This window comes from Streptomyces sp. NPDC048434, from assembly GCF_043200375.1.
GTDB lineage: Bacteria > Actinomycetota > Actinomycetes > Streptomycetales > Streptomycetaceae > Streptomyces.
Map to the genome: position 1 here is coordinate 148,608 of NZ_JBICXQ010000002.1, position 25,644 is coordinate 174,251.

Below are 25,644 nucleotides of genomic sequence, written 5' to 3' on the forward strand. Positions count from 1 at the left end.
GTTTCCCGCACCCTCGACGCGATACGGAGGGGCCGGCTCCAGAAGCTGTCCCCAGCCGGTATCCCCAACTCCTTGACAGGAAAGGCGACTCGGCGCATCTTGGAATAACCGTTCCGAGATGCGGGGCGGACGATGCGGGGCGGCTGATCCGACTCCCGCACCGCCCGGCCGCGTATCGCACATGACAGCGAGACGAGCAGGCCGGCCATGCCCGACATCAAGCACTTCAACCCCGACGTCGTGCTCGACGACGCCCTCCAGATCTTCTGGCGCCAGGGCCTGCCCACGACCGGCATCCAGGCGCTGGTGACCGCGACCGGCTTGAGCCGCTCCAGCCTCTATGCGACCTTCGGCAGCAAGGACGGTTTCTACGCCGCGGCGCTGGGCCGCTATATAGCGCAGCACTCGACGCCGGCCTTCGCCCAGCTGTCGTCGTCCGCCTCGGGGCTGACCTCGATCGAGGAGTTCTTCGCCGGGCTGATCGAGGTGCGCTGCTCCGGCCCGGTCGCCGGCTGGGGCTGCATGGTCACCAATGCCTACGCCGGGCCGGAATGCACCGACCCCGGCATCCGCACCCTGCTCGAAGAGCACCACACCACGCTGGAAGCGGCCATGCGAGCGGCCCTGGCCACCGCTGAGGAGCTGGGACAGCTCCAGCCGGCCAACGATCTCGACGCCTCCGCCGCGGTGCTGGCGACACTCGCGTACGGCGTCAATCTGCGCTCCCGTGCGGGCGCCGATGCCCGGACGCTCACCGACACGGTGACCGCCGCCCTCGCGCCGCTGCGCGCCCACCACTCACCTCAGGAGCACCCACCGCTATGAGCCTCCACGACGAACTCAATGCGTTCTTCCACGCCCGCTACCCGCAGATCCCGGCCGCCGCCCGGGAGGTGATGGAGCGCGCCGGCCGCGACCTCGCCGCATCCGGCCAGGCCGAGCGGGCCCTGCACGCCGGAGACACGGCGCCCCGCTTCACCCTCCCCACCGCGACCGGCGACACCGTCACCCTGGACGCCCTGCTGTCCGCCGGTCCGGTCGTGCTCACCTTCTATCGCGGCGCCTGGTGCCCCTACTGCAACCTCGCGCTGCGCGCCCTTCAGCAGCACCACTCCGACATCACCGCCCGCGGCGCCCGGCTGGTGGCCGTATCGCCGCAGATCCCCGACGAGTCCCTCCCCCTCACCGAGAAGCACGCGCTCGCCTTCGACGTCCTCAGCGACCTCGGCTCGGACACCGCCAAGCAGTACGGCCTCAGCTTCGACCTGCCCGACGACCTGGCCGCCGTGTACGACTCCTTCGGCTTCGACCTGCAGCGCGTCAACGGCGGCCATCCGCGCACCCTGCCGCTGCCCGCCACCTACGTCATCGACCGCGACGCCACCATCCGCTGGGCCTTCGTCGACACCGACTACACCGCACGCGCCGAACCGTCCGACATCCTCGCCGCCCTCGACGCATTGGCCCCGACACGCTGAATTCCGCACGGCACCTCTGCCCCGCACCCAGGAACGGATTTACGCCCGGCATTCGCGGATGTCCTCACGGGAAAATTGACCGCCGCGGCCCGTTGTCCCAACTCGCCGCCAACCCCCCATAGGCCGCCGCGCGCCGGAGCGCTATGGTCGGATTTCCAGGAACGTAACGGGGGAAGGCAGCCGCCAATGGCGCAGGACGATGCCGTGATCGGCTGTACGGGAGTGCTGCTGATCGGCACGCGTGGGCCTGCCGGTCCCGGTGAGGTCCTGGTACGGATCAGAGGCGGCACGGAGGCTTTTCTCGCCTGGTCCGCCGAGCCCCTTCCAGTAGGGGCGACCGTGCTCGTGATCGAGTCCCGTGGCAGTCGCCAGGTCGACGTCATGGAGTGGGCCGATCCAATGGACGCGTTGTCCGGCAATGCCGGCGACGCCGGTTGAGGAGAAAAAGGATGTTCGGTTACCGCGTTCCTGCCCCCGATCAAGCCATGCTGATCTCGGGAGGCAGGCGTGGACAGGGGGGCGCACCATTCCGAGTGGTCACCGGGCACGGCAAGTTCGTGCTGCCGGTCTTCCGCAAGGTCCGCTTTCTGACGCTGGCGATGTGTGAGGCGGAGGTCGCCGAGACCTGCGTGACCCGGCAGGGCATTGCGCTGACGGTGCGCGCCGTCATCGCTTTCAAGGTCGGCAACGACACCGAGAGCGTGGTCAACGCCGGTCAGCGATTCCTGTCCGACCAGGATCAGATGTCGGTGCTGACCGGCCGGATCTTCGCCGGTCATCTGCGCTCCATCATCGGTTCGATGACGGTCGAGGAGATCGTCACCGAGCGGCAGAAGCTGGCCACCGAGGTCCTGGAGACGTCCAAGACCGAAATGGCGAAGATCGGTCTGATCGTCGACTCGCTGCAGATCCAGTCGATCGACGACGGTGAGACCGGCTATATCGAAGCGATGTCCGCCCCGCACAAGGCGGCCATCCAGCAGCAGGCGCAGATCGCCCAGGCCCACGCCACCCAGGCTTCGGTCGAGGCCCAGCAGGAGGCCGCGCGTAATCAGGCCGAATACTCCCGGCAGACCGCCGTGGTCCAGGCCGAGTACTCCGCCGAGGTGGACCGCGCCCAGGCCCGCGCCGCCCAGGCCGGCCCGCTCGCACAGGCCCATGCACAGCAGGAAGTCCTCGCCGCCCAGACCGAACTCGCCGAGCGCGCGGCTAAGTTGCGTCAGCAGGAGCTGGTGGCCGAGGTCGTCAAGCCCGCCGAGGCGGAGGCGGAGCGCATCCGGGTGGTGGCCGTGGCCGAGGCCGAGCGGATGAAGATCCAGGCCGAGGCCGCCGCGTCGCACGACCGTGTGGCCCTGGACCGGATGCTGATCGACCAGCTCCCGCAGATCGTCAAGGAAGCCTCCGCGGGCCTGGCCAACGCCAATGTCAATGTCCTCAACGGCACCGACGGCCTGGGCGAGATCGCCGCGGGCCTGGTCGGCCAGGGCCTGACCATCCTCGACTCGGTCCGCCGCAACCTCGGCTCCACCGAGGGCCAGGACGGCAAGGCCGACAAGAACGGCGGCTCCGCCGCGAACCAGGGCCACAGCGGCCGGGTCGAGATCGAGTAGTGATACCGGACGGGGTGGGGCCTCGCCCCACCCCGCTCACTCCCCCCGCCCCCGCGGTCGCTCTTCCGCTGTGTGCTTGCGGCGGGCGTAGGCCACCAGATGGTTGAGCACGGCGACGGTGGTGGCGATATCGGCGTCGTCGAAGTCGGCGAGGGCCTCGTGGAGACCGGCTTGGCTGGTGTGCTGGAGGCGGTTGAGGACGGCCTTGCCGTGGGGCGTGATCGCTACCTGCCGGGCACGGCGGTCGAGGGAGTCCGGGGTCCGTTCGACCAGATCCTGGGCTTCCAACTGGCTGATCTGGCGCGTGACATGAGGCGGCTCGACCATCAGCAGTGCGGCCAGATCACCGACCCTGCTGACGCCTCCGCTGTCCTCCAGGGCCATCAGCAGCCAGAGATCGGAGCGGGCCGCCGTGACGCCCGCCTGGGCCGCCTGGCGTTCGTGCGCCCGGGAGCGGGTGAGCAGGTAGGACAGCGTGGCCAGCACTCTTTGCAGTGCGGCGGTGGGGTCCTGGTCTCTTCCGGGGTCCGGCATGCAGGCACTTTAACGGCCCTTGAGATGCCGCGGTTCCCGGTCCGGCACGCCGGTACAGGGACGAGGGTGCGCTCGGTTTGAGCCAACCTCGCGGTCGCCTTGATCTCCCCTTCCCTCCCCTGTTCACGGTGAGTTAACGTGGCGAGAACTTAGTTGCTTAAGTTAGGTAACTAGTAATCGGTCGCCGTGACCCCGCTGGTCACGGCGGCTGCCGAGCTGGTTACCGAGTTCGCAGAACCCGTCAAGGAGAGGCGCAACCCGCACCGTTCGCCACGGCAGTGCCGTGTCCCGATCGTGGAAGGACCAGCCGCATGACGACTGCAGAACGTACCGAGGCGGAGCACGACACCGGCCCGGGTGAGGGCCTCGCCCCCCTCGCCGTCCCGGCCACACGGGCCGCCGGCTGCCCCTTCGATCCCGCACCCGGCGTCGAACGGGCCCGCCGGGAGGAACCGGTCACCCGGGCCACGCTGTGGGACGGTTCCTCCTGTTGGCTGGTGACCCGGCACCAGGACGTACGGGAGGTGCTCGGCGACCCGCGCTTCAGCGCCGATGCGACCCGCCAGGGCTTCCCCTTCCTCACCGCCGGCGGTCGGGAACTCGTCACCTCCAAACCGACCTTCATCCGCCAGGACGACCCCGAGCATGCGCGGCTGCGCCGGATGCTCACCGCCGACTTCATGGTGAAGAAGGTGGAGGCGATGCGCCCCGAGGTGCAGCGCCTCACCGACGGCCTGCTGGACCGGATGACCGCGGGGCGCAACGCGGCGGATCTGGTGGCCGAATTCGCGCTGCCGCTGCCGTCCCTGGTGATCTGTCTGCTGCTCGGCGTCCCGTATGACGACCATGAGTTCTTCCAGGACCGCAGCCGCTTCCTGCTCAGCCTCCGGTCGACGGCCGAGGAGGTGCGCACCGCGCAGGACGATCTGCAGCGCTATCTGAGCCGGCTCGCCGCGGCCAAACGGCGCGAGCCGGACGACGGCATCGTCAGCCGGCTGGTCGCCCGCGGCGATCTCGACACCGAGGAAGTCGCCTCCATGGGGCGGCTGTTGCTGATCGCGGGCCATGAGACCACTGCCAACATGACCGCGCTGTCCACCCTCGCCCTGCTGCGCAACCCCGGCCAACTGGCGCGGCTGCGCGCGGACCCCTCGTTGATCAAGGGGGCCGTCGAGGAGCTGCTGCGCTATCTGACGATCATCCACAACGGTCTTCCGCGGGTCGCCACCGAGGACGTCACCCTCGGCGGCCGCACCATCCGCGCCGGCGAGGGCGTGCTGTGCACCCTCAACTCCGCCAACCGTGACGAGGACGTCTTCCCCGGGGGCGAGGCACTCGATGTCGGGCGCGATGCCCGCCGTCATGTCGCCTTCGGCTTCGGCGTCCACCAGTGTCTGGGCCAGCCGCTCGCCCGGGTGGAACTGCAGATCGCCGTCGAGACGCTGCTGCGCCGGCTGCCGGACCTGCGGCTCGACATCCCCTTCGAGGACGTCCCGTTCCGTCACGACATGGGGATCTACGGGGTCCACGCGCTGCCGGTCGCGTGGTGAGTGCCCCGTACCGGCACCGATACCCCGATCCCTTCCGTCATCCCGTTCCAGCCCGTCCGTCACCGGCTCTCCGAAGCCGGGCGGCCCATCGTGGGGAGAGCCATGCGCGTGCACATTGACCAGGAGAAGTGCTGCGGCGCCGGCAGCTGTGTGCTGTCCGCGCCGGAGGTGTTCGACCAGCGCGAGGAGGACGGCATCGTCGTCCTGCTCGACGCCGAACCGCCGGCCGCGCTCCATGAAGCGGTCCATGAGGCGGTGGCCATCTGCCCGGCCGCAGCGATCTCGGTGGAGCAGATGGAGCGGGTGGAGCGGGTCTGAGGCCGGTCCCCCCACCCGCCGGACCGGCCCCACCGGACCGGCCCCGCCGGACCGGCCCCGCCGGACCGGCCCCGCCGGACCGGCCCCACCGGTTTCGGCTCGACAGGGGTGCACAAGCGTTTACCCTGGGGTGAACGCCTGTGCACCCCTGTCCGCCGTTCCGCCGCGCCCTACGGAGACCCATGCCCGCAGCGATACCCGAGCCCGTGGACACCGCCGAACCCGCCAAGGCCCACCCCCGCGCACTCGTCGGTGTCCTCGCCTTCTGCGGTGTCGTCGTGGCCGTCATGCAGACCCTCGTCGTACCGCTGCTGCCGCACATCCCGCAGCTCACCGGCGCCACCCCCGCCACCGCGAGCTGGCTGGTCACCATCACCCTCCTCACCGGCGCGATCTGCACCCCCGTCCTCGGCAGGGTCGGCGACATGTACGGCAAGCGCCGGGTGCTGCTGGCCTCTCTCGGTGTCCTGGTGCTCGGCTCCGTACTGTGCGCCGTCAGCTCACAGATCGGGGTGCTCATCGCGGGACGTGCCCTGCAGGGCGCGGCGCTCGCGGTGGTGCCGCTCGGCATCAGCATCATGCGCGACGAGCTGCCGCCGGTGCGGGTGCTGTCCTCGGTCGCGCTGATGAGCTCCACCCTGGGCATCGGCGGCGCGGTCGGGCTGCCGATCGCCGCGCTGGTCATCGAGCACTCCGACTGGCACACCATGTTCTGGGTCTCGGCGGCCCTCGGATTGCTGGACATCGCGCTGGTGCTGGGCTGGGTGCCCGAATCGCCGCTGCGCTCGCGCGGCCGCTTCGACGTCCTGGGCACGCTCGGCCTGACCGTCGCCCTGAGCTGCCTGCTGCTCGCCGTGACCCAGGGCGCCGGCTGGGGCTGGGCCTCGGCGCGCACCGTGGGACTGCTCGTCACGGCCGTGCTGACCGGCCTGGCGTGGGGCGCGTACGAGCTGCGCTGTGCGTCGCCGATGGTCGATCTGCGGGTCTCGGCCCGGCCCGCGGTGCTGCTGACGAACCTCGCCGCGCTGCTGATCGGCTTCGCCTTCTACGCCAACTCGCTGGCCACCGCGCAGATGGTGCAGGAGCCCCGCAGCACCGGATACGGGCTGGGCGCGTCCCTCGTGGTCAGCGGGCTGTGCCTGCTGCCGGGCGGTCTGTCGATGGTGGCGCTGTCGCCGCTGTCCGCGCGGATCTCGGCGAAGCACGGGCCGAAGGTCGCCCTGGCGCTGGCCGCAGCGCTGATGGCGGTGGGGTATGTGGTGCGGTTCTTCACCAGCCACCAGCTGTGGATGATCATCGCCGGTGCCACGGTGGTGGCCGCCGGCACCGCGATCGGCTACTCCGCGCTGCCCGCGCTCGTGATGCGCGCGGTGCCGGCCGGTGAGACCGGAGCGGCCAACGGCCTGAACACCCTGATGCGTTCGGTGGGTCAGGCGTTCTGCAGCGCGGCGGTCGCCGCCGTACTGGCCAATGTCACCTTCCGCGCGGGCGGCCGCACCGCGCCGACCCTGCATGCGTATCTGCTGGTCTTCCTCATCGCGGCCGGCGCCGCGCTGCTCGCCCTCGCGGTCACGCTGTGCCTGCCGGGCCACGACACGGAACCGCCGGACGGTACGGTCGGGCAGGTCCGGCGACCGGCCCCGCCGGTGCGGACGGCGCTCACCCAGGAGGACGCATGACCGCTCAGGCCGAGGCCGACGCCGCCGCGTCGGGAGACCCGGAACCGGCGCCCGGCCCGACGCCCACGCCCGGCACCGGAACGACCCCCGCAACCGCCCCCGGCACGGGCACCGGCCCCACGACCGACCCCGGCACCGGCCGTGCCGCCATCCTGCGCGCCGCCCAGCGGGCCTTCGCCCTGCGCCCGTACGCCGAGGTCACCCTGCGCGGCATCGCCGCCGAAGCGGGGGTGAGTGCCTCGCTGATCGTCAAGCGGTTCGGCGGCAAGGAGCAGCTCTTCGCCGCCGTGGCCGACTTCGGCCCGGCGGCCGACGCGCTGTTCGGCGCACCGCTCCCGGAACTCGGCCGGCACATGGTCCGCACCCTCGTCGGCCAACGCCGCGCCCAGCAGGGCGATCCGCTGCTGCGCGTCGTCTTCTCCCTGGGCATCAGCGATGAACGCTCGCTGCTGCGCGACCGGTTCCAGGAGCAGATCACCGACCGGCTCACCGCCCTGCTCACCGGCCCCGACGCCGCCCTCCGGGCCGAGCTGATCGCGGCCCAGCTGATCGGTCTGGGCGCCACCCTCAGCATCCACCGCACCGGCGCCGCCGCCGAGGCCCCGCCCGAACGGCTCGCCGACCTCTACGCGCCCGCCCTCCAACGGCTCCTCGAAGGCTGACCGCCCCCGGCCCGAGCCGCCTACGGCTGCGGCACCAGCCCGTCCTCGACCAGCCCGGCCAGCACCGCCTCCCCCAGCGCCTGCACCGCGGACTGCGGGCGCACCATCACCGTGAACTCCTTGATCCGGCCCGCCTCGTCGAACTGCAGCAGATCGATGCCGTGGATCTGCTTGCCGTTCACGGTGGCCCGGAAGATCAGGATCGTCGAGTCGGCGGAGCCGCCGTCCGCCCCCGCCGCCGTCTCCGCGCTGCCGGCCAGTTCGCCGACGTAACGGAAGTCCTGGAAGGTACGCAGCAGTACCCCGAAGAGCCCGAGCACCATCGGCCGCCCCTCGAAGGGCGTGAACTTCACCGGGCTGTACAGGCGCACGTCCTCGGTGAACAGCTCTTCCACCGCGCTCAGTTCCTGTGCTTCCACCGCCGCCTTGAAGCGGTCCGCCGTCGTCCCCATGACTCCTCCTCGTCTCGGCCGAGCAACAGCTCGACCCGGATGCCTTAGTCGCGACTATGATTAGTCATATTCTTGAGTATGGGAAGGGGTGGCCTGGACATGGCTCTCAAGCACGCGGTGCTGGCGGCACTGCTGGACGGCGAGTACAGCGGCTATCAGCTGGCCAAGGCGTTCGACGCCGGTGTCGCCAACTTCTGGCACGCACTCCCGCAGCAGCTCTACGTGGAGCTGGCCAAGCTGGAGGCGGACGGGCTGATCGCGGGCCGCCAGGTGGTCCAGGAGACCCGGCCCAACAAACGGCTGTTCCAGGTCACCGACGAGGGGCTGGCCGAGCTGGAGCGGTTTGCTGCAGCCGCGTCCAAACCCTCGTTCATCCGCGACGATCTGCTGGTCAAGGTGCAGGCCGTGGACCGGATCGACGCGACACCGGTGATCGAGCAGCTGGCGGAGCGGGCGCGGGTCGCCGCCGCCAAGGCCGAGATCTTCGTCCAGCTGCTGGCGCGGCTGCGCGGCGGTCTGGACGAGACGGAGTTCCTGGCCCGCGGCGCGCGGCTCGGCCCCTATCTGACCTGTCTGCGCGGCCTCGGCTTCGAGCGGGAGACCCACGACTGGTGCGAGCGGGTCGCCGGCGTGCTGCGGGAGCGGAGCGAGGCGCGCCCACGCCCCTAGGGCGGGGCGGCGCGCGGCAAGGCCCATAGCGCGGCGCGCCCTTCGGCGTCGCGCCAGAACTCCTTCGTGTGACGGCGGACATCACCGGGCGTATGCCAGGGAAGTAGACATTCCGCATAGAAACGGAAGGAAAGGAATATCCCCATGCGTCTTCGCTCTACCGTCGTCACCGCCGTCGGCGCCCTCGCGCTCGCCCTGGCCCTGCCCACCGCCTCGGCCGGCGCGGCCACCGGCCCGTTCACCTACGTGTACACCGACTCGACCGGCACCCCGCACGTGGGCCTGCTCGCCGACCCGCCGAGCCGGGCGTGCCTCGCCCTGCCCGAGGTGTCCGACCCGTCCGTCCAGCCCGCCCACACCCCGAGGAACTACACCTCATCCGTCGCGACGGTCTTCGCGGGCGCCGACTGCACGGGCGACTCCTTCACCCTCCGGCCGAACGGCGGTCACGCCTCGGATCAGCTGAAGGTCCGTTCGGTGATCTTCTCCTGATCCGACGCCAGCAGCCGGAGCGCCTCGGCCGACCGCGACCCCGGTTCAGCGTGGTAGGTGATCACCTGCTGGTCGGGGTCGGCGGGCAGCGTCAGGGTCTCGTACGCCAGGACCAGCCTGCCGGCCAGCGGATGGTGCAGGACCTTGCCGCCGAAGCCCTTGTCCTGCACGTCATGGGCGGCCCACAGCTGCCGGAACTCACGGCTGTTGAGCGAGAGTTGACCGATCAGGGAAGCCATGTCGGGATCATCCGGATTGCGGCCCGCATCGCGCCGCAGATAGCCGACCACATCGGCGGCCTTGGCGTCCCAGTCCTCGTACAGCTCGCGTGCGGCCGGATCCAGGAACACCTGCCAGGCCAGATTGCGGCGCTCGGGCGGCAGCGCGGCGAAGTCGCCGAGCAGGGCGCAGGCGAGCCGGTTCCAGGCGATGATGTCCAGCCGTCGCCCGATGACATAGGCGGGGACGCTCTCCATCGTGTCGATCAGCTGCTGCAGCGCGGGGCGCACCCGTTGCGGCCGGCCGGCCGGGCGCACCCGGCGCGAGACGGGGCGGGCGAGATGGGTGAGGTGATCGCGCTCGGCGGGGGTCAGCCGCAGCGCGTTGCCGATGGCGTCCAGTACGGCGGACGAGACATTGCGGCCACGGCCCTGTTCGAGGCGGATGTAGTACGCCACGCTCACTCCGGCCAGCTGCGCCAGCTCCTCCCGGCGCAGCCCCGGCACCCGGCGCCGCCCGCCGTACTCCGGCAGCCCGACGTCCTGCGGCCGCAGCCGGGCCCGCCGGGAGCGCAGGAACTCGCTCAATTCCGTTCGCTGGTCCATGACCGCAGTCTGTGGCCGCGGAGCGGACCGGAGGGTGGTTCCGTCAGTAGTAGGCACGCCATGCATATGTTCAAGGGTGCACTGGTTAGGACAAGCGGAACGCCGCATTCTCGGTGGCATGACCCACACCTCTGTCTCCGCGTACGCCGCACCCGCCCCGAAAGCACCGCTGGAGCGGATCACGATTCCGCGCCGCGAGCTGGGTGCCCACGACATCCTGATCGACATCAAGTACGCCGGCATCTGCCACTCCGACATCCACACCGTGCGCGCCGAGTGGGGCGACGGCGGGGCCTTCCCGATCGTCCCCGGCCATGAGATCGCCGGCGTGGTCGCCGAGGTCGGCGCCGAGGTCACCCGCTACCGGGCGGGCGACCGGGTCGGCGTCGGCTGCTTCGTCGACTCCTGCCGGGAGTGCGAGAACTGCCGGGCCGGCCTGCAGCAGTACTGCACCGGCGAACTCGGCAACGTCGGCACGTACAACGCGACCGGCCGGGACGGCGGGACCACCTACGGCGGCTACTCCACCCACCTCGTCATCGACGAGAACTACGCGCTGCGCATCCCCGAGAGCATCCCGCTGGACGCCGCGGCCCCGCTGCTGTGCGCCGGGATCACCCTCTACTCGCCGCTCGCCCACTGGCAGGCCGGCCCCGGCAAGAAGGTCGCCATCGTCGGCCTGGGCGGCCTCGGCCACATGGGCGTGAAGATCGCGCACGCGATGGGCGCGGAGGTCACCGTGCTGAGCCAGTCGCTGCGCAAGAAGGACGACGGCCTGCGGCTGGGCGCGGACCACTACCACGCGACCTCCGACCCGGCCACGTTCGAGGAACTGGCGGACACCTTCGACCTGATCGTCAACACCGTCTCCGCCAACCTGGACCTGAACGCCTACCTCGGACTGCTGCGCACCGACGGCACCCTGGTGCAGGTCGGCGCCCCGGAGAACCCGCTGCCGGTCGCGCCGTTCGCGCTGATCCCGCGGCGCAGGTCGCTCGCCGGCTCGATGATCGGCGGCATCCCGGAGACGCAGGAGATGCTCGACTTCTGCGGTGAGCACGGGCTGGCCTCGGACATCGAGGTGATCAGCGCGGAGCAGATCAACGAGGCGTACGAGCGGGTGCTGGCGAGCGATGTCCGCTACCGCTTCGTGATCGACACCTCGACGATCTGATCCGCGGCCCGGTTTCCCGCCCGGTTTCCCGCCCGGTTTCCCGCCCGGTTTCCCGCCCGGTTTCCCGCCCGCTTTCCCGCCCGGCTTCCCGCCCGGCTTCCTGACCTGATCACGCCCGGGGCCGCCTGACGCAGGCCGCCCCGGGCGTGCGCGTGCCATGAGAGCCAATTGAAAACGGTATCCATTTTCATATAGCCTCCCGACGGCGCCCACCGCCGGTGAACCGCTCCGGCTCGCCCGCCGCCCCCGAAGGAGGCCCCGCCCCATGGCCGTACCCAAGCGCAAGCTCTCCCGCAGCAATACCCGCCATCGCCGCGCCCAGTGGAAGGCCACCGTTCCCCCGCTGGTCCCCGTCACCGTCGACGGCTCCGTCCACCTGGTCCCGCGCCGCCTCGCGAAGGCGTACCGGCTCGGTCTGATCGACCCGAAGGGCTGACCGGCCATGGCACGCTCCCGGCTGCCCGTCACCGTGCTCTCCGGTTTCCTCGGCGCGGGCAAGACCACCCTGCTCCACCACATCCTGGGCAACCGGGAGGGCCTGCGCGTCGCCGTCATCGTCAATGACATGAGCGAGGTCAACATCGACGCCGCCCTGGTGCGCGGCGGCGCCGCGGCGCTGTCCCGCACCGAGGAACGGCTCGTCGAGATGACCAACGGGTGCATCTGCTGCACCCTGCGCGAGGACCTGCTGGAGGAGGTCGGCCGGCTGGCCCGCGAGGGCCGCTTCGACTGTCTGCTGATCGAGTCCAGCGGTATCTCCGAGCCGATGCCGGTCGCCGCGACCTTTGCCTTTCCGCGCGACGACGGCGCCACGCTCGACGATCTGGCGCGCCTGGACACCATGGTCACCGTCGTCGACGCCGCCGGCTTCCTGCCCGAACTCACCGGCGGCGACGGCCTCGCCGAACGCGGCCTCGACCAGTACGAGGACGACGAACGCACGGTCAGCGATCTCCTCATGGACCAGATCGAATTCGCCGACGTCCTCGTGCTCAACAAGACCGACCTGGTCGACAGCGCGACCGCCGTACGTCTGCAGGCGACGCTGACCCGGCTCAATCCCGCCGCCCGCATCCTCCCGGCGCAGCACGGCAGGGTGGCGCTCGAAGAGGTACTGGGCACCGGCCGCTTCGATCTGGAGCGCGCCCAGCAGGCGCCCGGCTGGGTCAGGGAGCTCAACGGCGACCATGTCCCGGAGACCGAGGAGTACGGCATCTCCAGCACCGTCTTCCGCGCCGGCCGGCCCTTCCACCCCGCCCGCCTCTGGCACTTCGTCACCGAAGGCCTGGACAGCGGTGCTTACGGCGACATCCTCCGCTCCAAGGGCTTCTTCCGCCTCGCCACCCGCCCCGGCGTGGCCGGCCTGTGGTCCCAGGCCGGCGCGGTCGCCCGCTTCGAGCCGTCGGGCACGGACACCGGGCCCACGGAGCACACTCCGGCAGACGGTCCGGACCAGGCCCCCGCCCAAGCCGTACAGGAGCTGGTCTTCATCGGCACCGGACTGCGCCCCGAGCCCCTGCACGCCGCCCTCACCTCCTGCCTCCTCGCCCCTGACGAGTCCACCCCCGTGACGGCCGACGACCCGTTCCCGGCCTGGGAGATCCACGGGACCGGGAACCGCTGCGAGCAGGAGACGGAGGAAGCCGACGGAGAGGCGAACTCCGCCGCTCAGGCGGCCGGTTGACGTAGGAGCGACCGGCGCCCCGCCCCTTCCCGCAGCGCCCTCCCCCAGGGCCTGTCCGGCCCGACCCGTCGGACAGGCCCGTCGAAGCGCTCCCTCAGCCCTGCGCCCGCCGCATCGTCCGGGACGGCCACCAGCTCGCCCGGCCCAGGAGGATCAGTGCCGCCGGCAGGATCACCACGCGGATGACGAAGGCGTCCAGCAGGACGGCCACCGCGAGGCTGAAGCCGATCTGCTTCATCTCGGCGAGGTGCAGGAACATATAGCTGGCGAAGACCGTCACCATGACCACGGCCGCGCTGGTGACGACCTTGGCGGAGGCACCGACGCCGTGCAGCACCGCCTCCCGGGTCGGTACGCCGCGCAGTGCCGCCTCCCGTATGCGGCTGACGACGAAGACCTGGTAGTCCATCGACAGGCCGAAGAGGATCACGAACAGGAACAGCGGGACGCGGGACCCGATGGCGCTGGTCGCCGCGGTGTCGAAGCCGAAAAGCGTGCTGGCCAGGCCGTGTTGGAAGAAGATCACGACCAGGCCGAACGCGGCGGCCGCGGACAGCAGATTGAGCGCGACACCGATCAGACCGATCACCACGGAGCGGAAGACCAGGGCCGTCATGAGGAAGGTCAGCAGCAAGAGCGCCCCGACGACCAGGGGCAGTTTCTCGTTCTGGTGGGCGAGGTAGTCGGTGTCGTGCGCGACATCCCCGCTCACCGCGAACTCCGCGCCGGGCACCTTGCCCACGGTGGCCGGCAGATAGTCCGTACGGAGGCGGTCCAGGGAGGTGATCGCCTCCGGGGAGCTGACCTTGTGGGGTGTCGACACCTCCATGGTGGTGGTGCGGCGGTCCCGCGAGGTGCGCAGGGGCGGGGTGACGTCCTTGGCGTAGAGGGGATCGGACTGGGCCCGCGCACCCAACTCGCGCAGCGCCGAGGCCACTTCGGGTGCCTGCGCGGCGGCGGCACGGACCACGATTTGATGCTGGACCTGCAGGTCGGGGAAGGCCGCGGTCAGTCGGTCATAGGTCTGCAGGGCAGGGATCTCGCGTGAGTGGCTGTCCTTGTTGAGGACCCGCAGCTGCATGCCCAGGGCGGGCGCCGCGAGGCCGAGCATCAGTAGGACGGACAGGCACAGCGCGCGGACCGGGTGGGTGCTCGCCGGGCGCAGCAGCGCGCGCCAGAGGCGGCCGGTACCGTCCGAACGGTCCCGCGGAGCCGACCGGTGTCCCTTCCGCAGCTCGCGGCGTACCGCGCGGCGTTCGGCCCGCTGGGCGATCTTGACCAGGAGTGCGGGCAGCGCCGTCAGCGAGCTGAGGACCGCGGCCAGTACGACGATGACGGTGCTGGTCGCGAGCGAGGAGAAGACCACGTCCGTGGCCAGATAGAGGGTGGCGGTGGAGACGATGACCGCGAGGCCGGAGACGATGATCGCCCGGCCGGAGGTGGCGGCGGCCAGTTCCACCAGCGCCTCGGACCCGAGCCGGCCGCCCGCGCGGGCCCGTTCCTCACGTTCGCGCTTGAGGTAGAAGAGCGTGTAGTCGACGCCGACCGCCATGCCGATCAGCAGGATGACATTGGTGCCCACCCCGGCGTCCGGCAGTACGTGGGAGACCACCATCGACAGACCCACGGCGGCCGCGATCGAGGTCAGCGCGAGCAGCAGCGGCACCGCCACCATCAGTGCGGACCCGAAGACGGCCAGCAGGGTCAGCAGCGTGACGGGCAGGGTGATCGCTTCGGAGAGCGCCAGGTCCTGGTCGCGCTGGGTATCGACGCCGACGCTGACCGACGGGCTGCCGGTCTCCGCCACCCGCAGCTGCGGGTGGCTGCGCTGGACCGCCGCGGTCCGCTCGGCGAGCGGCGCGACATGGTCATCGGCGTCCGCATCCGCGCCCTTCATCACCACGGCGACCCGCAGCGCGGTGCCGTCGGCCGAGCGGACCGGGGGCGCGACCCGCGCCACCTCGGGCAGCTTCCGCATCCGGGCGGTGATGTCCCGGGCGGCCGCATCGGCCGCGGCCCCGTCCAGCGGGCCGGACCGGGCGGAGATCAGTACCTGCTCGACCGGCTCATGGCCCAGACGGGCCTCGGCGGCCAGGGTTTCGGCGCGGCCGGCCTCCCCGACGCGGTAGTCCGCCGCGGTGGCCTGGTGGGTGCCGACGGAGCTGCCCACCCCCAGGCACAGCACCACGAACACCAGCCATCCGGCCAGCGCGCGCCACGGATGCCGTGCGCTCCAGGTAGCCCATCGCACCGTGACCGGCCGTTTTTCCTTCGGCCGGTGCTCCGTCGGCCGCATTCGTACCACCACGTTCATGTGCCTGGCCCCTTCGCCCTCGCGTCGCGCCCCCCACTGGTACGCATGTAAGTCGAGAATTACAGGTGTCGGCGCAGAGCGTCAACCGTAAGATTGCGGCGTGGAGGGCGGCGGACGTGTTTGACAGTCCGTCGCGTCATACGAAAACCTCCGCTGACCGGCGTCCGGAACGGCAAGAAGGTGGGCCATGAACAGCGAGGAGCTGCTGGCCCTGTTGTCCGCCGTGGGCCATGCGCAGCGGCTGCGGGTGATCGCCGAACTTGCCGGTGGCCGGCTCTACGTCAGCGAACTGGCCCGCCGGCTGGAGATGTCCCGGCCGCTGCTCTACATGCATCTGGACCGCCTGGAGAAGGCCGGTCTGGTGGCGGGCCGGCTGGAGCTGTCCGAGGACGGCAAGGCGCTCAAGTACTTCGAACTGACGCCGTTCGAGCTGAAGCTGGACCTGGCCACCGTCCTCGCGGCCCTCCAGGAGGACCGGTCCGGGGCGGCGGCACAGCAGGAGACCGGGGACGCGGACGGCGCGGTGGAGCCGTCGGCCGCGGAGGGACCGAACGACCCTAGGGGGACCCGTACATGAACGGCAGCACCATCATCCCGATTTCAGTCCTGGCGATCATCTTCGCCTCGATCACCACGATCGTGGCGTCGTACTTCAAGCTGCAGCGGCATCGCGCGGATGCCGCCGCGCTGGCCGAGTACCGCAAGCTCGCGGAACGGGTCACCGTCCAACAGGAGACGATGAGCGCCCAGTTGGCGGAGCTGGGCGACCGGGTCAAGGCCGTGGAGAAATTGCTGCACAGCGTGGGCTGACGGCGGCCGGTGGGCGGGCGCGGGACCGCGGAAGATTTTCCGCACTGCCCGGCAACCCCCGTCCCCGCCGCACGTCGTCACGGGTGAGGGCGCCAACAGGCGCCGCCCCGTCGAAGAACGTGGAGCAGCCGACCGTGAAGTTCCCCCGTATCCCCCGCACCTCCGCCGGTTTCCGGCCGTACGCCACCCGCCCCCGTCTGCGCGGCGCGGCAGGCGCCGGGCTGGTCACCGCCCTCGCCCTGGCCGCGCTGTCCACGGCCGGCACCGCACACGCCGACGACCGGGCACCGCAGCCGCAGCGTCCGCACACCGGCCGTGCGACCCCGTCGCCCGCCCCACGGCCGGCCGGCGGCAGCGCCCGGCCCACGCCCGAACCGGCCACCAGCGTCCCGCCGGCATCGACCGCCCGGCCCACCGTGCCCGGCACGCCCCGGCCCAGCGCCTCCCCCAGCCGCCCGGGACCGCAGCCGACCAGCGCCGAGCCCCGGCCCAGTGCCTCGCCGACCTCCCCCGGCAAGGGTGGTGACGGCCCCTCGCCGAGCGCCCGGCCCGCCCCCGCCAAGGGCTCCGGGAGCGAGAAGGAACTCGCCCGCACCGGGGCCTCCTCCACGACCACCATGGCGCTCGGCGGCAGTGCCGCGGCCCTGATCGCCGCGGGTGGCGGCGCCGTCTACGCGGTCCGCCGCCGGCGCGGCTGAGCCACCGCGCCAGGCCGCCCGCCCCAGCCCGAGGAATCGATGGAGTACTCCGCCGGCCCGCAGCACGCCCCGGTACGGTTCGCCCTGCCGGGGCCCCGGCCTGCCCTGTGGCGGTGGCTGCTGCGCACCGCCCGCCCGGCGGCCGCCCACCGCGAATCACCGCGCCCCGGCCACCCGCCCCGGCACCCCGCGTACGGCCAACCGGCAGACGTCGGGGCCCGGTTGCCGGACGGCGGCTCCCCCGCGCCTCCGGAGCCACGCCCGACGATCAGCGAGCTCTACCACGCACACCGGCTGAACATGGTCCGGCTGGCCGTCCTGCTCGTCGACGACCGCGCCACCGCCGAGGACGTCGTCCAGGACGCGTTCGCCGCGCTCTACAAGCGGCACGGCGAACGGCTCGGCGAGGTCGACAATGCGCTCGCCTATCTGCGCACCGCGGTCGTCAACGCCGCCCGCTCGGTGCTGCGGCGCCGGCGTACCGCACGCGACTACACCCCGCCGTACGAGGCGGATGCGCCGTCCGCCGAGGAGCGGATCGTGCTGGACGAGGAGCACCGGGAGGTGTTCGCCGCGCTGAGCGGGCTGACCGCCCGCCGCCGGGAGGTGCTCGTCCTGCGCTACTGGGGCGATCTGACGGAAGCGCAGATCGCGACGACGCTGGGCATCAGCCGCGGCTCGGTGAAGTCGATCGCCAGCCGCGCACTGAACTCGCTGGAGAAGATCTTGGAGGAGCGGTCATGAGCGGCCCCGGCACGAGTAGCGGTCGCGCCGGCAGCGGGCCTGGCGACGGCGCGGGCGGCATCGGCGCCATGGGCCCTGGAGGCGGCGGCAGCGGCACGGGCCCCGGCGGCGCCGCATCCGGGCGGCCCGTGGAAGACCGGCTGCGCCGGGCCTTCGCCGCGCGCGCCGAGAGCATCGCCGTCCGGGACCTGCGGCCCGCCGCACCCCCGGGACCGCACTCCCGCCGCAGCCGGCTGCCCGGTCCGCAACGGCCCTGGCTGCGCCGTTTCGGACTGCCGCTGGCCGCGGCCGCCGCGACCGTCGCCGTCGTGATCGGCTATCTGGCGACCGCCCCCGGCACCCCGCCGGATCGACCCGTGCCCGCGACACCACCGAGCCCCGTCGCCCCCACACCGACCCCGACCCATACGGGACCGACCCCCGACCCGTCACCGAGCCGCCCGTCGGCAGACCCCGACCGCACCGCCGGCTCGCGGGCGCCCGGCACCGACCCGGCCCGGCCGCCGCACCACTCCCGTTCGGATACCCCCACCCCCCGGCCGACGGATCAGCCGGACGGCCGTCCCTCCGCCACCGCCCTGCCGCCCTCCACCACCCCGTCGCACGCCCCCACCCCGCAGGGCAGCGCCGGGGCGGGTGACAGCGGCAACTCCCCGTCACCAACGCACAGTTGAGAGCCTCGTTGACGGTCACACACCCCCGCCCCGCCGGGTCCGTCGACGGCCGTCCGCCCGGTCCCACCGCGTACCCGAGGAACAGCGGTCACCGGCGCGGCAGCTACGATCGTGCGCCGGGCCCACGGCCGACCGACCAACGCCGCGCACTGCGGCCCCGGCGAGCCGGCCGAAGGCCGCGGGCCGCGGCCGCCGGGCGCCCCCGGCCGTGCACCACGCGGCAGGAAGACCGCGAACGCCCGGACGGCGAGCCCGCCCTCAAGCCGCGGCGGCCGACGGGGCCAAAACCACCCGCCTGCGTTAGCCGTGCGTTAGCGGATCACCAGCACCCGCGCCGAAGGTCGTGTACACGCCACCGTCCCGGGGAGCCCCCTATGCCGTTCACCGCCACCACCCGCCGGGTCGCCGCCGGTCTCCTCGTCGCCGCCGCGCTGACCCTGACCGCCGCCTGCCACGGCGTCCCCGGCAACAGGGCCGGCAACCCCGTCACGGCCGTATCACCGGCCCCCACCCCGTCCTCCCCGGACGACGGCGACAACCCCCCGGGCCCCAACGGCCGGGTCGCCTGCACCCCCGAGATGCTCAGATTCCACGCCGGCGCGCTGCCCCGGCGGGACCGTCGCATGCTGCTGACGGTCACCAACTCCTCCGGCCGGACCTGCGACTTCGCCGCCCAGCCCTACCCCCTGCTGCGGTTCGGCGACGACCGGCACGCCGCCCTCCCCGCGATCGAGACGAGCCGCCCGGCCACCGTGGTCTCACTGGCGCCCGACGACACCGCATACGCCACGATCACCACCTCCGCCACCGGCAGGCCGGGCGGCAACGGCCACCGGGGCCGGAAGATCTCCCAGTTCGGCGTCGCACTGACCCGCCGCGCCGCCCCCACCCAGGTCGGCCTGGACGGCCGCTCCCCCATCCACGTCGACCCGCACACGGCCACGGTCACGTACTGGCAGCCGAACCTGACGGCCGCCCGGAAGTGGTGACGACCCAGGACCGGACCGTGGCAAAAGGCACCCCTGACCCTCGGGACGCACCGCGGCCCCGGCCGTGATCCCTCGATCAGCCCCTAGGCCGTTCGGGTCGCATCCGGCCATATCCTCCGGGTCGCCCCTCCCCAATGAGCCAAATTTGCCGTCAATGATCCTTTTGCGTTGCTGCGGCATGGCTGCGCCCGGTGCCGCTCGCCCGGTAGGCTTTCCGTGTGATCTTCAAGCGCATCGGAAATGGGCGGCCGTACCCGGACCACGGCCGGGAGAGCACCCGCCAGTGGGCGGACGTCGCCCCGCGCCCGGTACGCCTCGACCAGTTGGTGACGACCAAGCAGCAGCTCGATCTCGAAACGCTGCTCGCCGAGGACTCGACGTTCTACGGCGACCTCTTCGCGCATGTCGTGAAGTGGGAGGGCGACCTCTATCTGGAGGACGGGCTGCACCGCGCGGTACGCGCGGCTCTTCAGCAGCGCCAGGTGCTGCACGCCCGCGTGCTTGAACTGGGCTGACGCGCAGCCCCCTGGCCAACTGACCGGAAATCCCCTCTTACCGCCCGGCGCCGCCCAACCCGCCCTGTCCGTATTGACCCTTATGGGTTGGGTCTCGCGCGACGCGTTGATCATCTAGTAGGCACGGCCTGTCTCCCGCACTACGCTGCGCCCATGAGCATGCTGACGCCCCCAGGGATGGGCGGTAAGAAGTACCGCATCACGGGCGACAGGTATCCGCGGATGCGCCGCCCCCGCCACCGTCGCCGGATCGTCCTCACCCTCGTCGTCACGGCCTGCGCCCTCGGCCTGGCCGGCTGGGGGACCCTGCAGCTCATCGACGTCTTCGGTGGCCGTGGCAGTACCGCCCAGGCCGCCCCGGACAAACAGCACTGCCGGGACAGCGGCAAGGCCGACGCGGCGCAGGCCAGGACCGCCGCGCGGAAAGCACCCGCGCCCGGCACGCTGACCGTCAACGTCTTCAACGCCACCCCGCGCTCCGGACTCGCCAAGCGCACCGCCGACGAGCTCCAGAAGCGCGGCTTCAAGATCGGCAAGGTGGGCAACGCCCCTGCCGCCTACGACAAGAAGGTCAAGGGCTCCGGGATACTGCTCGGCCCCAAGGCGGCCGACGCCCCGCTGAAGGTACTGGCCACCCAGCTCACCGGCGCTCAGCAGAAGACCGACGACCGCAAGGGCGCCGAGCTCGACCTGATCATCGGTGACACCTTCAAGGACCTGACCACCCAGCAGAACGCCGCGAAGTCCCTGGCCCTGCTGACCCACCCGTCCCCGGTCCCCGCCACCGACGACAAGTGCTGACCGCATGCGGACGGGCCCTGCACCAACCCGTGGTGCAGGGCCCGGACCATGATCAGGCGGGAAGCCGGCGGCTCGTTCAGCCGGCCGTGCCGTACATCCGGTCCCCCGCGTCGCCGAGACCCGGCACGATGTAGCGGGCCTCGTTCAGCCGCTCGTCGACCGCCGCGGTGACCACCGTCACCGGCGTGCCGGCCAGCTCCTTCTCCATGACCGCCACGCCCTCCGGCGCGGCCAGCAGACAGATCGCGGTGACATCGTCCGCACCGCGCTTGATCAGCTCACGGATCGCCGCGACCAGCGTGCCGCCCGTGGCGAGCATCGGGTCGACGACGTACACCTGACGGCCCGAAAGGTCATCGGGCATCCGCGTGGCGTAGGTGTGCGCCTCGTACGTCTCCTCGTTGCGGACCATGCCCATGAAGCCGACCTCGGCGGTGGGCAGCAGCCGCACCATGCCGTCCAGCATGCCCAGACCGGCCCGCAGGATCGGTACCACCAGGGGGCGCGGGTGCGACAGCCGCACACCGGTGGTGGGCGTCACGGGGGTCTCGATGTCGACCTGTTCGGTGCGCACATCACGGGTGGCCTCGTAGGCGAGCAGGGTGACCAGCTCGTCGGCGAGCCGCCGGAAGGTGGGGGAGTCGGTGCGCTTGTCGCGCAGTGTGGTGAGTTTGTGCGCCACCAGCGGGTGGTCGACGACGTGGATCCGCATGGCATCGACACTAACCGAGCCGGAAGGCCGCAGCGCCCGCCGTGCAGCACCCGGCAGCCGCTCACGGCGGCGCGGTGTGATCGGCATCAATCCACCGAAAGGAGGGAAAGGGGGCACGTACGCCCGATCAGCCGTCCTGCCGTCGGGCGAAGACCCCGCCCGAGGTGGTGTGCGTGTGCCCGACCGTAAGCGGACCCATGACACGAACGACGCCGTCTCCGCCGACGAGGGCGCGGCCCTCGACGCCGAAGCGGAAGCGGCGCGCCGACGGCGCCGCGCACAATTTCTGCGGGAACTGCACGAGGCCAAGGAGCTGCGGAACCGCGTCCAGCCCCGTCGCGCACGTGCCGAACGGATGCGCCAGGCCCTGCGGATGCGCACATTCCGCTGGTAGCGGAGCCCGTTCCGCTGGTAGCGAACCCCCCTCGCGCCCCGCCTGCACTGCGGCACGTGAGCGACATCTCGCACAACCTCCGCACGACGCAGCGCCGAAGACCCCGCGCGAACGCGTTGTTTCTGCCACGATTCCGAAGGGGCGGGACCAACGGCGTGCAGCGCCGCCCCGCCCGGCCCGGCACGCCTATGACCAGTGGGAGAGTCACGGTGTACTTCGCCGCACTGCTCGCGCGCACCGAAGACGGGTGGGAAGCGAGCGATACGGAGCTCGACGATGTGGAGACGCTGACCGATCTGGCCGATCTGGCCCGAGAGGCGGCGGTCGACGACGACACGGTGGTGGCCTTCATCGAGCAGGAGGGCGCCTGGTTCGGCGTCGTCCGGGTGGACGGAGAGGACGACCCGCGGGTCTTCCTCTCCAACGCCGCCGCCGCCGCCAAAAGCTCGTACGGCGCGATGCTGACCGACGAGCTGCTCGGCCGCGATGAGGACGACGCGGCCGATGACCTCGACAGCCTCGACCTGGACGGCACGGAGGACGGCGAACCCGAATCGGACAACAACGTTCATGACGACGACGACAACGACCCCCTGGACGCGGTGAACGGCTCGGACGGCCCACCGCACGGCCCGCTCGGCGATGCCGCCCTGCTGACCGACCTGGGCGTCAGCGAGAAGGAGCTGCTGGCCCTCGACGGTGATGCGCTGAGCACCATCGCCGACTCGCTGGGCTGCACGGAGGTCCTCGAAGCCGTGCGCTGAGCCGGCCATGCCGGGCCCGTGCCCTCAGGGCCTGGGCCCCGCCCCCGGTCACGTCCCCGACACTGGGGACATGACCGTCCCCCCATCCGCCTCTCACCCCTCCCCCGCACCCGACCCGCTGCGCGATCCGTGGATCGCACCGATGCGGCAGGCGCTGGGCGAGGCCGCCCGCGCCCCCGGGACCGGTGACGTCCCGGTGGGCGCCGTCGTGCTGTCCGCGGACGGCACGGTCCTCGGCACCGGCCACAACGAACGTGAGGCCACCGGCGATCCGACCGCCCACGCCGAGATCCTCGCGCTGCGGGCCGCGGCCCGGACCCTGCGGGAGAAGGCACCGGGCCCTGGTTCCCCCCGGACGGGCCCCGGTGAAGATGCCGCCCCGGGTACCGGCGGGCGACGGGCGGGCGGGTGGCGGCTGACCGACTGCACCCTCGTCGTCACCCTGGAACCGTGCACGATGTGTGCCGGCGCGATCGTGCTCTCCCGCGTCGACCGCGTCGTCTACGGCGCCCGCGACGCCAAGGCCGGCGCGGCCGGCTCCCTCTGGGACGTCATCCGTGACCGCCGTCTCAACCACCGCCCCGAGGTCATCACCGGCGTCCTCGAAGCCGACTGTGCGGCCCTGCTGACCGACTTCTTCCGCGACCGCTGACGGGCGGCCCGACCCCGCGCCGGCCCCGCCCCGGAATCCGATTTCGGCGCACGGCCACCGGTGGGCTAAGCTCTCTCTCGGTAGCGTGTCCGAGCGGCCGAAGGAGCGCGCCTCGAAAGCGCGTGAGGGGGCAACTCCTCCGTGGGTTCAAATCCCACCGCTACCGCTCAGAGGACGAGGGCCCCGATCTTTACGGATCGGGGCCTTCGTCGTGTCCGGGGGCATCGTCGTATGGGGGCTCGGCGCGGACCGGCAGCGATGCGCGGGTTCCCGTATAACCCGGCGGGGGTACCGGTGGCCGGGAGCCCGCCTGCCCCGTCCACCGGGACGACCGGGCCGGCCGGGAGCCGTTGAAGAGGCCGCACAGCAAAGAGCGGCGCGCCCGCCGGGACGGACGCGCCGCGGGGCCGGGACGGCCCGTAGGGCATGGCTAGTCGTTGTGCCGGTTGCGCGCCGCGCGGCGGAAGAAGCGCACGATCAGCCAGATCACCAGGGCCACGACGATGAGGAAGAGGACGAACAGCACGACCAGGAAGATGCCGAGCTTCTTGAAGAAGCCGCCCTTCTTCTTCGTCTTCGACTTCCACTTCGACTTCTTGGACTTGAAGACCGTCTTGAGCGGAGCCGAGTGGTGCGCGCTGTGGTGGCGGTAGCCGGCGGACTGCGCGGGGGCGGCGGCGAGCCGGGAGGCATCGGCGCTCCGGCTCGGCGCGCTCGCGGTGGCCGCCGCCCGTGCACCGTCCACCGCGCCGCGGCTCGCCGCCGTAGCCGGTGCGACGGCCGCGGCCAGCAGGCCGACCAGCAGCGCCAGCACGATGGCCGGCCGCCGCCGCGTCAGGGGCGACCGGGGTCCGCCCTGGGCCGGCCGGGCCGCCGCGTACGACGAATCGGGCTCGCGCGGTTCGGAGTTCATGGGCATTCTTCGTTTCCCCCTTGGATCGAGCGTTCAGCCATTATGGGCGGTGGCGGGCACGCCGGCCGAGGTCTCGACCTCCATCAGAGAGGCGCTGTGCCGCTCCTCGTCGAAGGCCGCGCGGCCGCCCCGTAGCCCGAAGAGCCGCTTGGTGAGCGCGATGTAGAGCACCGCAAGGATGTTGACCGCCAGCGTGGCGATCTTGAGCCAGCTGATCTTCTCGGTCAGCTCGTAGATCTCCAGCGGCAGGAAGGCCGCCGTCGCCACCACCGTCAGATACTCCGCCCACCGCTTGGCGCGCCACAGGCCCACGCCCTCGATGATCTCCACCAGGGCGTACACCAGCAGCAGCGCGGCCACCAGCAGCAGAGTGGAGTGGCGGTAGCCGAAGGTCTTCTGGATGGTGCCGACGACCGGTGAGTGGTCCAGGTCGTAATGGAAGTGCCGGGCCACCGGGCGGAGCACGGCGATGTACTCGTCGAAGAACTGGCGGACCGCGTCCTTGCGGTTGCTGAACTGCCAAACGCCGACGGCGGCCAGCACGATGAACACTCCGCGCACCGCCCGCTCGACGGCCAGGAACCGCAGGATGAACAGATCGCGCAGGACCTTGCCGCGCGGGACCAGCGGGGCGTCGGCGGCCGGACCCGAGCCGTGCGGGTCGCCGAGGGCGAAGTCGCCGCAGCGCAGACAGCGCCAGGCCTCGCCAAGCGCGGTGTCCGCGCGCAGCTTGTTCCGGAGGTGCTCCTCCTGCGGGAGGTAGGTGATGTGCCCGCGGCGCGCGCAGGTACGCCGGTCCCAGTCGATCTTCATCGTTGGAGCCTGTGTTCCTTTCGTCGTCCCACGCGGCCGCACGCCGCGGCGCGGCGCGCTTCCGCGCTCCGTTGCTGTCGCGTACATGATGCATGCCGGGCGTGCCGACCAGGTGCTTCGAGGCCTACGACGTACGGGGGCGCCCGAGTCGTACGAGGTGGGAGACGCGGAGGCCCTCCGCGTGGTTGCAGACGCGCGGCCGCGGGCCCACAGCGGCAACCCGTGGCGGGGAACCGGCGGCCGCGGACACCGTAACCCCGTACGGCGCGCACCCGGCCACCGCGCACGAGACGGAGCCCCGCCGCCGGGCCGTGTCCTGGGACCCCCCGTGGCATCCAGGGGCGGCTCGGAGGCGGAGCTCCTGTCCGGTCGGGAGCGGTGTCAGGAGACGGCCGCTCCCCCCGATGCGGACCGAGCCCCCCGGTCCGCGCCGCCGTCACGGGACGATCACGGCGCGGACCCCGCAGCGGGGCCCTGGTCCCGGGCCCGTGGATTCCTGCCAGATCCACCGGGCCACTCCACTCATGGTGCCTGGGGAGACCCGCCCCAACAGGCGGGCGAAGGACCTCCTTTGACAGGCCTTTGGTCCATAAAGTCCGTATCAGTACCGGGAAGTCCGGATCAGTGCCGACGCGGACCGCGTGGCCGGCGGGCGGCCGCGGACGACTCGTGGGCTCGGCTCCCGCGATCGAACACGTGTGGTTACACTCGCCCGACTGCAACCG

At 71.7% G+C, this 25,644-nt stretch carries 31 protein-coding genes and 1 tRNA gene; 25 read left to right on the forward strand and 7 right to left on the reverse strand.

Going from position 1 to position 25,644, the window contains the following annotated elements; all coding sequences use genetic code 11:
- Positions 1 to 207: 207 nt before the first annotated feature.
- From ACGFWI_RS02940 to ACGFWI_RS02955, 4 genes are all read left to right on the forward strand, one after another.
- Positions 208 to 825 carry a TetR/AcrR family transcriptional regulator gene (locus ACGFWI_RS02940; RefSeq protein WP_393904126.1) on the forward strand — a complete coding sequence of 206 codons (618 nt, stop codon included), beginning with the start codon at positions 208 to 210 and terminating at the stop codon, positions 823 to 825.
- The gene (locus ACGFWI_RS02945) at positions 822 to 1,478 is read left to right on the forward strand and encodes a peroxiredoxin-like family protein (RefSeq protein ID WP_393904127.1); all 657 of its coding nucleotides are present in this window, start codon (positions 822 to 824) and stop codon (positions 1,476 to 1,478) included. The genes ACGFWI_RS02940 and ACGFWI_RS02945 overlap by 4 nt, the downstream gene beginning before the upstream one ends.
- Positions 1,479 to 1,664: 186 nt before the next feature.
- On the forward strand, positions 1,665 to 1,916 hold the full coding sequence (locus tag ACGFWI_RS02950) for a hypothetical protein (RefSeq protein WP_393904128.1): 252 nt from the start codon (positions 1,665 to 1,667) through the stop codon (positions 1,914 to 1,916).
- Between the two features lie 11 nt (positions 1,917 to 1,927).
- A complete protein-coding gene (locus ACGFWI_RS02955) occupies positions 1,928 to 3,088 on the forward strand; it encodes an SPFH domain-containing protein (protein ID WP_393904129.1) in 1,161 nt (386 codons plus the stop codon).
- Positions 3,089 to 3,124: 36 nt separating this feature from the next.
- Here the strand turns inward: ACGFWI_RS02955 and ACGFWI_RS02960 are convergent, their stop codons facing one another.
- Entirely contained in the window at positions 3,125 to 3,622 is a 498-nt protein-coding gene (locus ACGFWI_RS02960; RefSeq protein ID WP_393904130.1) for a MarR family winged helix-turn-helix transcriptional regulator, read from the reverse strand.
- A 311-nt stretch (positions 3,623 to 3,933) separates the two neighbouring features.
- On the opposite strand from ACGFWI_RS02960, the gene ACGFWI_RS02965 reads away from it, so the two are divergent.
- The 4 genes from ACGFWI_RS02965 (at position 3,934) to ACGFWI_RS02980 (ending at position 7,831) form a co-directional block, all read left to right on the forward strand.
- Positions 3,934 to 5,172 carry a cytochrome P450 gene (locus tag ACGFWI_RS02965; RefSeq protein WP_393904131.1) on the forward strand — a complete coding sequence of 413 codons (1,239 nt, stop codon included), beginning with the start codon at positions 3,934 to 3,936 and terminating at the stop codon, positions 5,170 to 5,172.
- Between the two features lie 102 nt (positions 5,173 to 5,274).
- Positions 5,275 to 5,490, forward strand: a complete 216-nt coding sequence (locus ACGFWI_RS02970; protein ID WP_393904132.1) for a ferredoxin — start codon at positions 5,275 to 5,277, stop codon at positions 5,488 to 5,490.
- A 182-nt stretch (positions 5,491 to 5,672) separates the two neighbouring features.
- Positions 5,673 to 7,169, forward strand: coding sequence for an MFS transporter (locus tag ACGFWI_RS02975; RefSeq protein WP_393904133.1), 1,497 nt, complete (start codon positions 5,673 to 5,675; stop codon positions 7,167 to 7,169).
- Positions 7,166 to 7,831 (forward strand): TetR family transcriptional regulator, encoded by a 666-nt coding sequence (locus tag ACGFWI_RS02980; RefSeq protein ID WP_393904134.1) that lies wholly within the window; start codon positions 7,166 to 7,168, stop codon positions 7,829 to 7,831. The genes ACGFWI_RS02975 and ACGFWI_RS02980 overlap by 4 nt, the downstream gene beginning before the upstream one ends.
- Before the next feature lie 20 nt (positions 7,832 to 7,851).
- Here the strand turns inward: ACGFWI_RS02980 and ACGFWI_RS02985 are convergent, their stop codons facing one another.
- Positions 7,852 to 8,283: a nuclear transport factor 2 family protein gene (locus ACGFWI_RS02985; protein WP_393904135.1), complete on the reverse strand. Its 432-nt coding sequence runs from the start codon at positions 8,281 to 8,283 to the stop codon at positions 7,852 to 7,854.
- Between the two features lie 99 nt (positions 8,284 to 8,382).
- On the opposite strand from ACGFWI_RS02985, the gene ACGFWI_RS02990 reads away from it, so the two are divergent.
- Positions 8,383 to 8,952 (forward strand): PadR family transcriptional regulator, encoded by a 570-nt coding sequence (locus ACGFWI_RS02990; RefSeq protein ID WP_393904136.1) that lies wholly within the window; start codon positions 8,383 to 8,385, stop codon positions 8,950 to 8,952.
- 144 nt (positions 8,953 to 9,096) lie between these two features.
- Entirely contained in the window at positions 9,097 to 9,444 is a 348-nt protein-coding gene (locus ACGFWI_RS02995; protein WP_393904137.1) for a hypothetical protein, read from the forward strand.
- On the opposite strand, the gene ACGFWI_RS03000 is transcribed toward ACGFWI_RS02995, so the two are convergent.
- Positions 9,411 to 10,268 (reverse strand): helix-turn-helix domain-containing protein, encoded by an 858-nt coding sequence (locus ACGFWI_RS03000; RefSeq protein ID WP_393904138.1) that lies wholly within the window; start codon positions 10,266 to 10,268, stop codon positions 9,411 to 9,413. The two genes, ACGFWI_RS02995 and ACGFWI_RS03000, sit on opposite strands and share 34 nt — an antisense overlap.
- A 118-nt stretch (positions 10,269 to 10,386) precedes the next feature.
- Here ACGFWI_RS03000 and ACGFWI_RS03005 point away from each other — a divergent pair, with 118 nt between their 5' ends.
- From ACGFWI_RS03005 to ACGFWI_RS03015, 3 genes are all read left to right on the forward strand, one after another.
- A complete protein-coding gene (locus tag ACGFWI_RS03005; protein WP_393904139.1) occupies positions 10,387 to 11,442 on the forward strand; it encodes an NAD(P)-dependent alcohol dehydrogenase in 1,056 nt (351 codons plus the stop codon).
- Positions 11,443 to 11,707: 265 nt separating this feature from the next.
- Complete coding sequence (gene rpmF, locus ACGFWI_RS03010) at positions 11,708 to 11,878, forward strand: 50S ribosomal protein L32 (protein WP_393904140.1); 171 nt, start codon at positions 11,708 to 11,710, stop codon at positions 11,876 to 11,878.
- A 6-nt stretch (positions 11,879 to 11,884) separates the two neighbouring features.
- Complete coding sequence (locus tag ACGFWI_RS03015; RefSeq protein ID WP_393904141.1) at positions 11,885 to 13,126, forward strand: GTP-binding protein; 1,242 nt, start codon at positions 11,885 to 11,887, stop codon at positions 13,124 to 13,126.
- Between the two features lie 94 nt (positions 13,127 to 13,220).
- Here the strand turns inward: ACGFWI_RS03015 and ACGFWI_RS03020 are convergent, their stop codons facing one another.
- Entirely contained in the window at positions 13,221 to 15,440 is a 2,220-nt protein-coding gene (locus tag ACGFWI_RS03020; RefSeq protein ID WP_393904142.1) for an MMPL family transporter, read from the reverse strand.
- Positions 15,441 to 15,627: 187 nt separating this feature from the next.
- Here ACGFWI_RS03020 and ACGFWI_RS03025 point away from each other — a divergent pair, with 187 nt between their 5' ends.
- The 8 genes from ACGFWI_RS03025 (at position 15,628) to ACGFWI_RS03060 (ending at position 20,671) form a co-directional block, all read left to right on the forward strand.
- Positions 15,628 to 16,017, forward strand: coding sequence for an ArsR/SmtB family transcription factor (locus ACGFWI_RS03025; RefSeq protein WP_393904143.1), 390 nt, complete (start codon positions 15,628 to 15,630; stop codon positions 16,015 to 16,017).
- Complete coding sequence (locus tag ACGFWI_RS03030) at positions 16,014 to 16,250, forward strand: hypothetical protein (protein WP_393904144.1); 237 nt, start codon at positions 16,014 to 16,016, stop codon at positions 16,248 to 16,250. Before ACGFWI_RS03025 ends, ACGFWI_RS03030 begins: the two co-directional genes overlap by 4 nt.
- Before the next feature lie 134 nt (positions 16,251 to 16,384).
- Positions 16,385 to 16,948, forward strand: coding sequence for an LAETG motif-containing sortase-dependent surface protein (locus tag ACGFWI_RS03035; protein WP_393904145.1), 564 nt, complete (start codon positions 16,385 to 16,387; stop codon positions 16,946 to 16,948).
- Positions 16,949 to 16,987: 39 nt separating this feature from the next.
- Positions 16,988 to 17,692, forward strand: a complete 705-nt coding sequence (locus ACGFWI_RS03040) for an RNA polymerase sigma factor (protein WP_393904146.1) — start codon at positions 16,988 to 16,990, stop codon at positions 17,690 to 17,692.
- Positions 17,689 to 18,366 (forward strand): hypothetical protein, encoded by a 678-nt coding sequence (locus tag ACGFWI_RS03045; protein ID WP_393904147.1) that lies wholly within the window; start codon positions 17,689 to 17,691, stop codon positions 18,364 to 18,366. The genes ACGFWI_RS03040 and ACGFWI_RS03045 overlap by 4 nt, the downstream gene beginning before the upstream one ends.
- Before the next feature lie 374 nt (positions 18,367 to 18,740).
- Positions 18,741 to 19,355 carry a DUF4232 domain-containing protein gene (locus tag ACGFWI_RS03050; protein WP_393904148.1) on the forward strand — a complete coding sequence of 205 codons (615 nt, stop codon included), beginning with the start codon at positions 18,741 to 18,743 and terminating at the stop codon, positions 19,353 to 19,355.
- A 218-nt stretch (positions 19,356 to 19,573) separates the two neighbouring features.
- Positions 19,574 to 19,870: a type II toxin-antitoxin system VapB family antitoxin gene (locus ACGFWI_RS03055; RefSeq protein WP_030084955.1), complete on the forward strand. Its 297-nt coding sequence runs from the start codon at positions 19,574 to 19,576 to the stop codon at positions 19,868 to 19,870.
- Between the two features lie 153 nt (positions 19,871 to 20,023).
- Positions 20,024 to 20,671 (forward strand): LytR C-terminal domain-containing protein, encoded by a 648-nt coding sequence (locus ACGFWI_RS03060; protein ID WP_393904149.1) that lies wholly within the window; start codon positions 20,024 to 20,026, stop codon positions 20,669 to 20,671.
- Between the two features lie 76 nt (positions 20,672 to 20,747).
- Here the strand turns inward: ACGFWI_RS03060 and upp are convergent, their stop codons facing one another.
- A complete protein-coding gene (gene upp / locus ACGFWI_RS03065; protein WP_393904150.1) occupies positions 20,748 to 21,383 on the reverse strand; it encodes a uracil phosphoribosyltransferase in 636 nt (211 codons plus the stop codon).
- A gap of 175 nt (positions 21,384 to 21,558) precedes the next feature.
- Here upp and ACGFWI_RS03070 point away from each other — a divergent pair, with 175 nt between their 5' ends.
- The 4 genes from ACGFWI_RS03070 (at position 21,559) to ACGFWI_RS03085 (ending at position 23,359) form a co-directional block, all read left to right on the forward strand.
- Positions 21,559 to 21,777 (forward strand): hypothetical protein, encoded by a 219-nt coding sequence (locus tag ACGFWI_RS03070; RefSeq protein ID WP_393904151.1) that lies wholly within the window; start codon positions 21,559 to 21,561, stop codon positions 21,775 to 21,777.
- Between the two features lie 209 nt (positions 21,778 to 21,986).
- Positions 21,987 to 22,541 carry a hypothetical protein gene (locus ACGFWI_RS03075; RefSeq protein ID WP_393904357.1) on the forward strand — a complete coding sequence of 185 codons (555 nt, stop codon included), beginning with the start codon at positions 21,987 to 21,989 and terminating at the stop codon, positions 22,539 to 22,541.
- Between the two features lie 70 nt (positions 22,542 to 22,611).
- The gene (locus ACGFWI_RS03080) at positions 22,612 to 23,193 is read left to right on the forward strand and encodes a nucleoside deaminase (RefSeq protein ID WP_393904152.1); all 582 of its coding nucleotides are present in this window, start codon (positions 22,612 to 22,614) and stop codon (positions 23,191 to 23,193) included.
- A 79-nt stretch (positions 23,194 to 23,272) separates the two neighbouring features.
- Positions 23,273 to 23,359: transfer RNA gene (locus tag ACGFWI_RS03085), tRNA-Ser, on the forward strand.
- A 264-nt stretch (positions 23,360 to 23,623) separates the two neighbouring features.
- Here the strand turns inward: ACGFWI_RS03085 and ACGFWI_RS03090 are convergent.
- Complete coding sequence (locus tag ACGFWI_RS03090; protein WP_393904153.1) at positions 23,624 to 24,106, reverse strand: hypothetical protein; 483 nt, start codon at positions 24,104 to 24,106, stop codon at positions 23,624 to 23,626.
- A gap of 33 nt (positions 24,107 to 24,139) precedes the next feature.
- Positions 24,140 to 24,919, reverse strand: coding sequence for a DUF2127 domain-containing protein (locus ACGFWI_RS03095; RefSeq protein WP_393904154.1), 780 nt, complete (start codon positions 24,917 to 24,919; stop codon positions 24,140 to 24,142).
- Between the last annotated feature and the right edge of the window lie 725 nt (positions 24,920 to 25,644).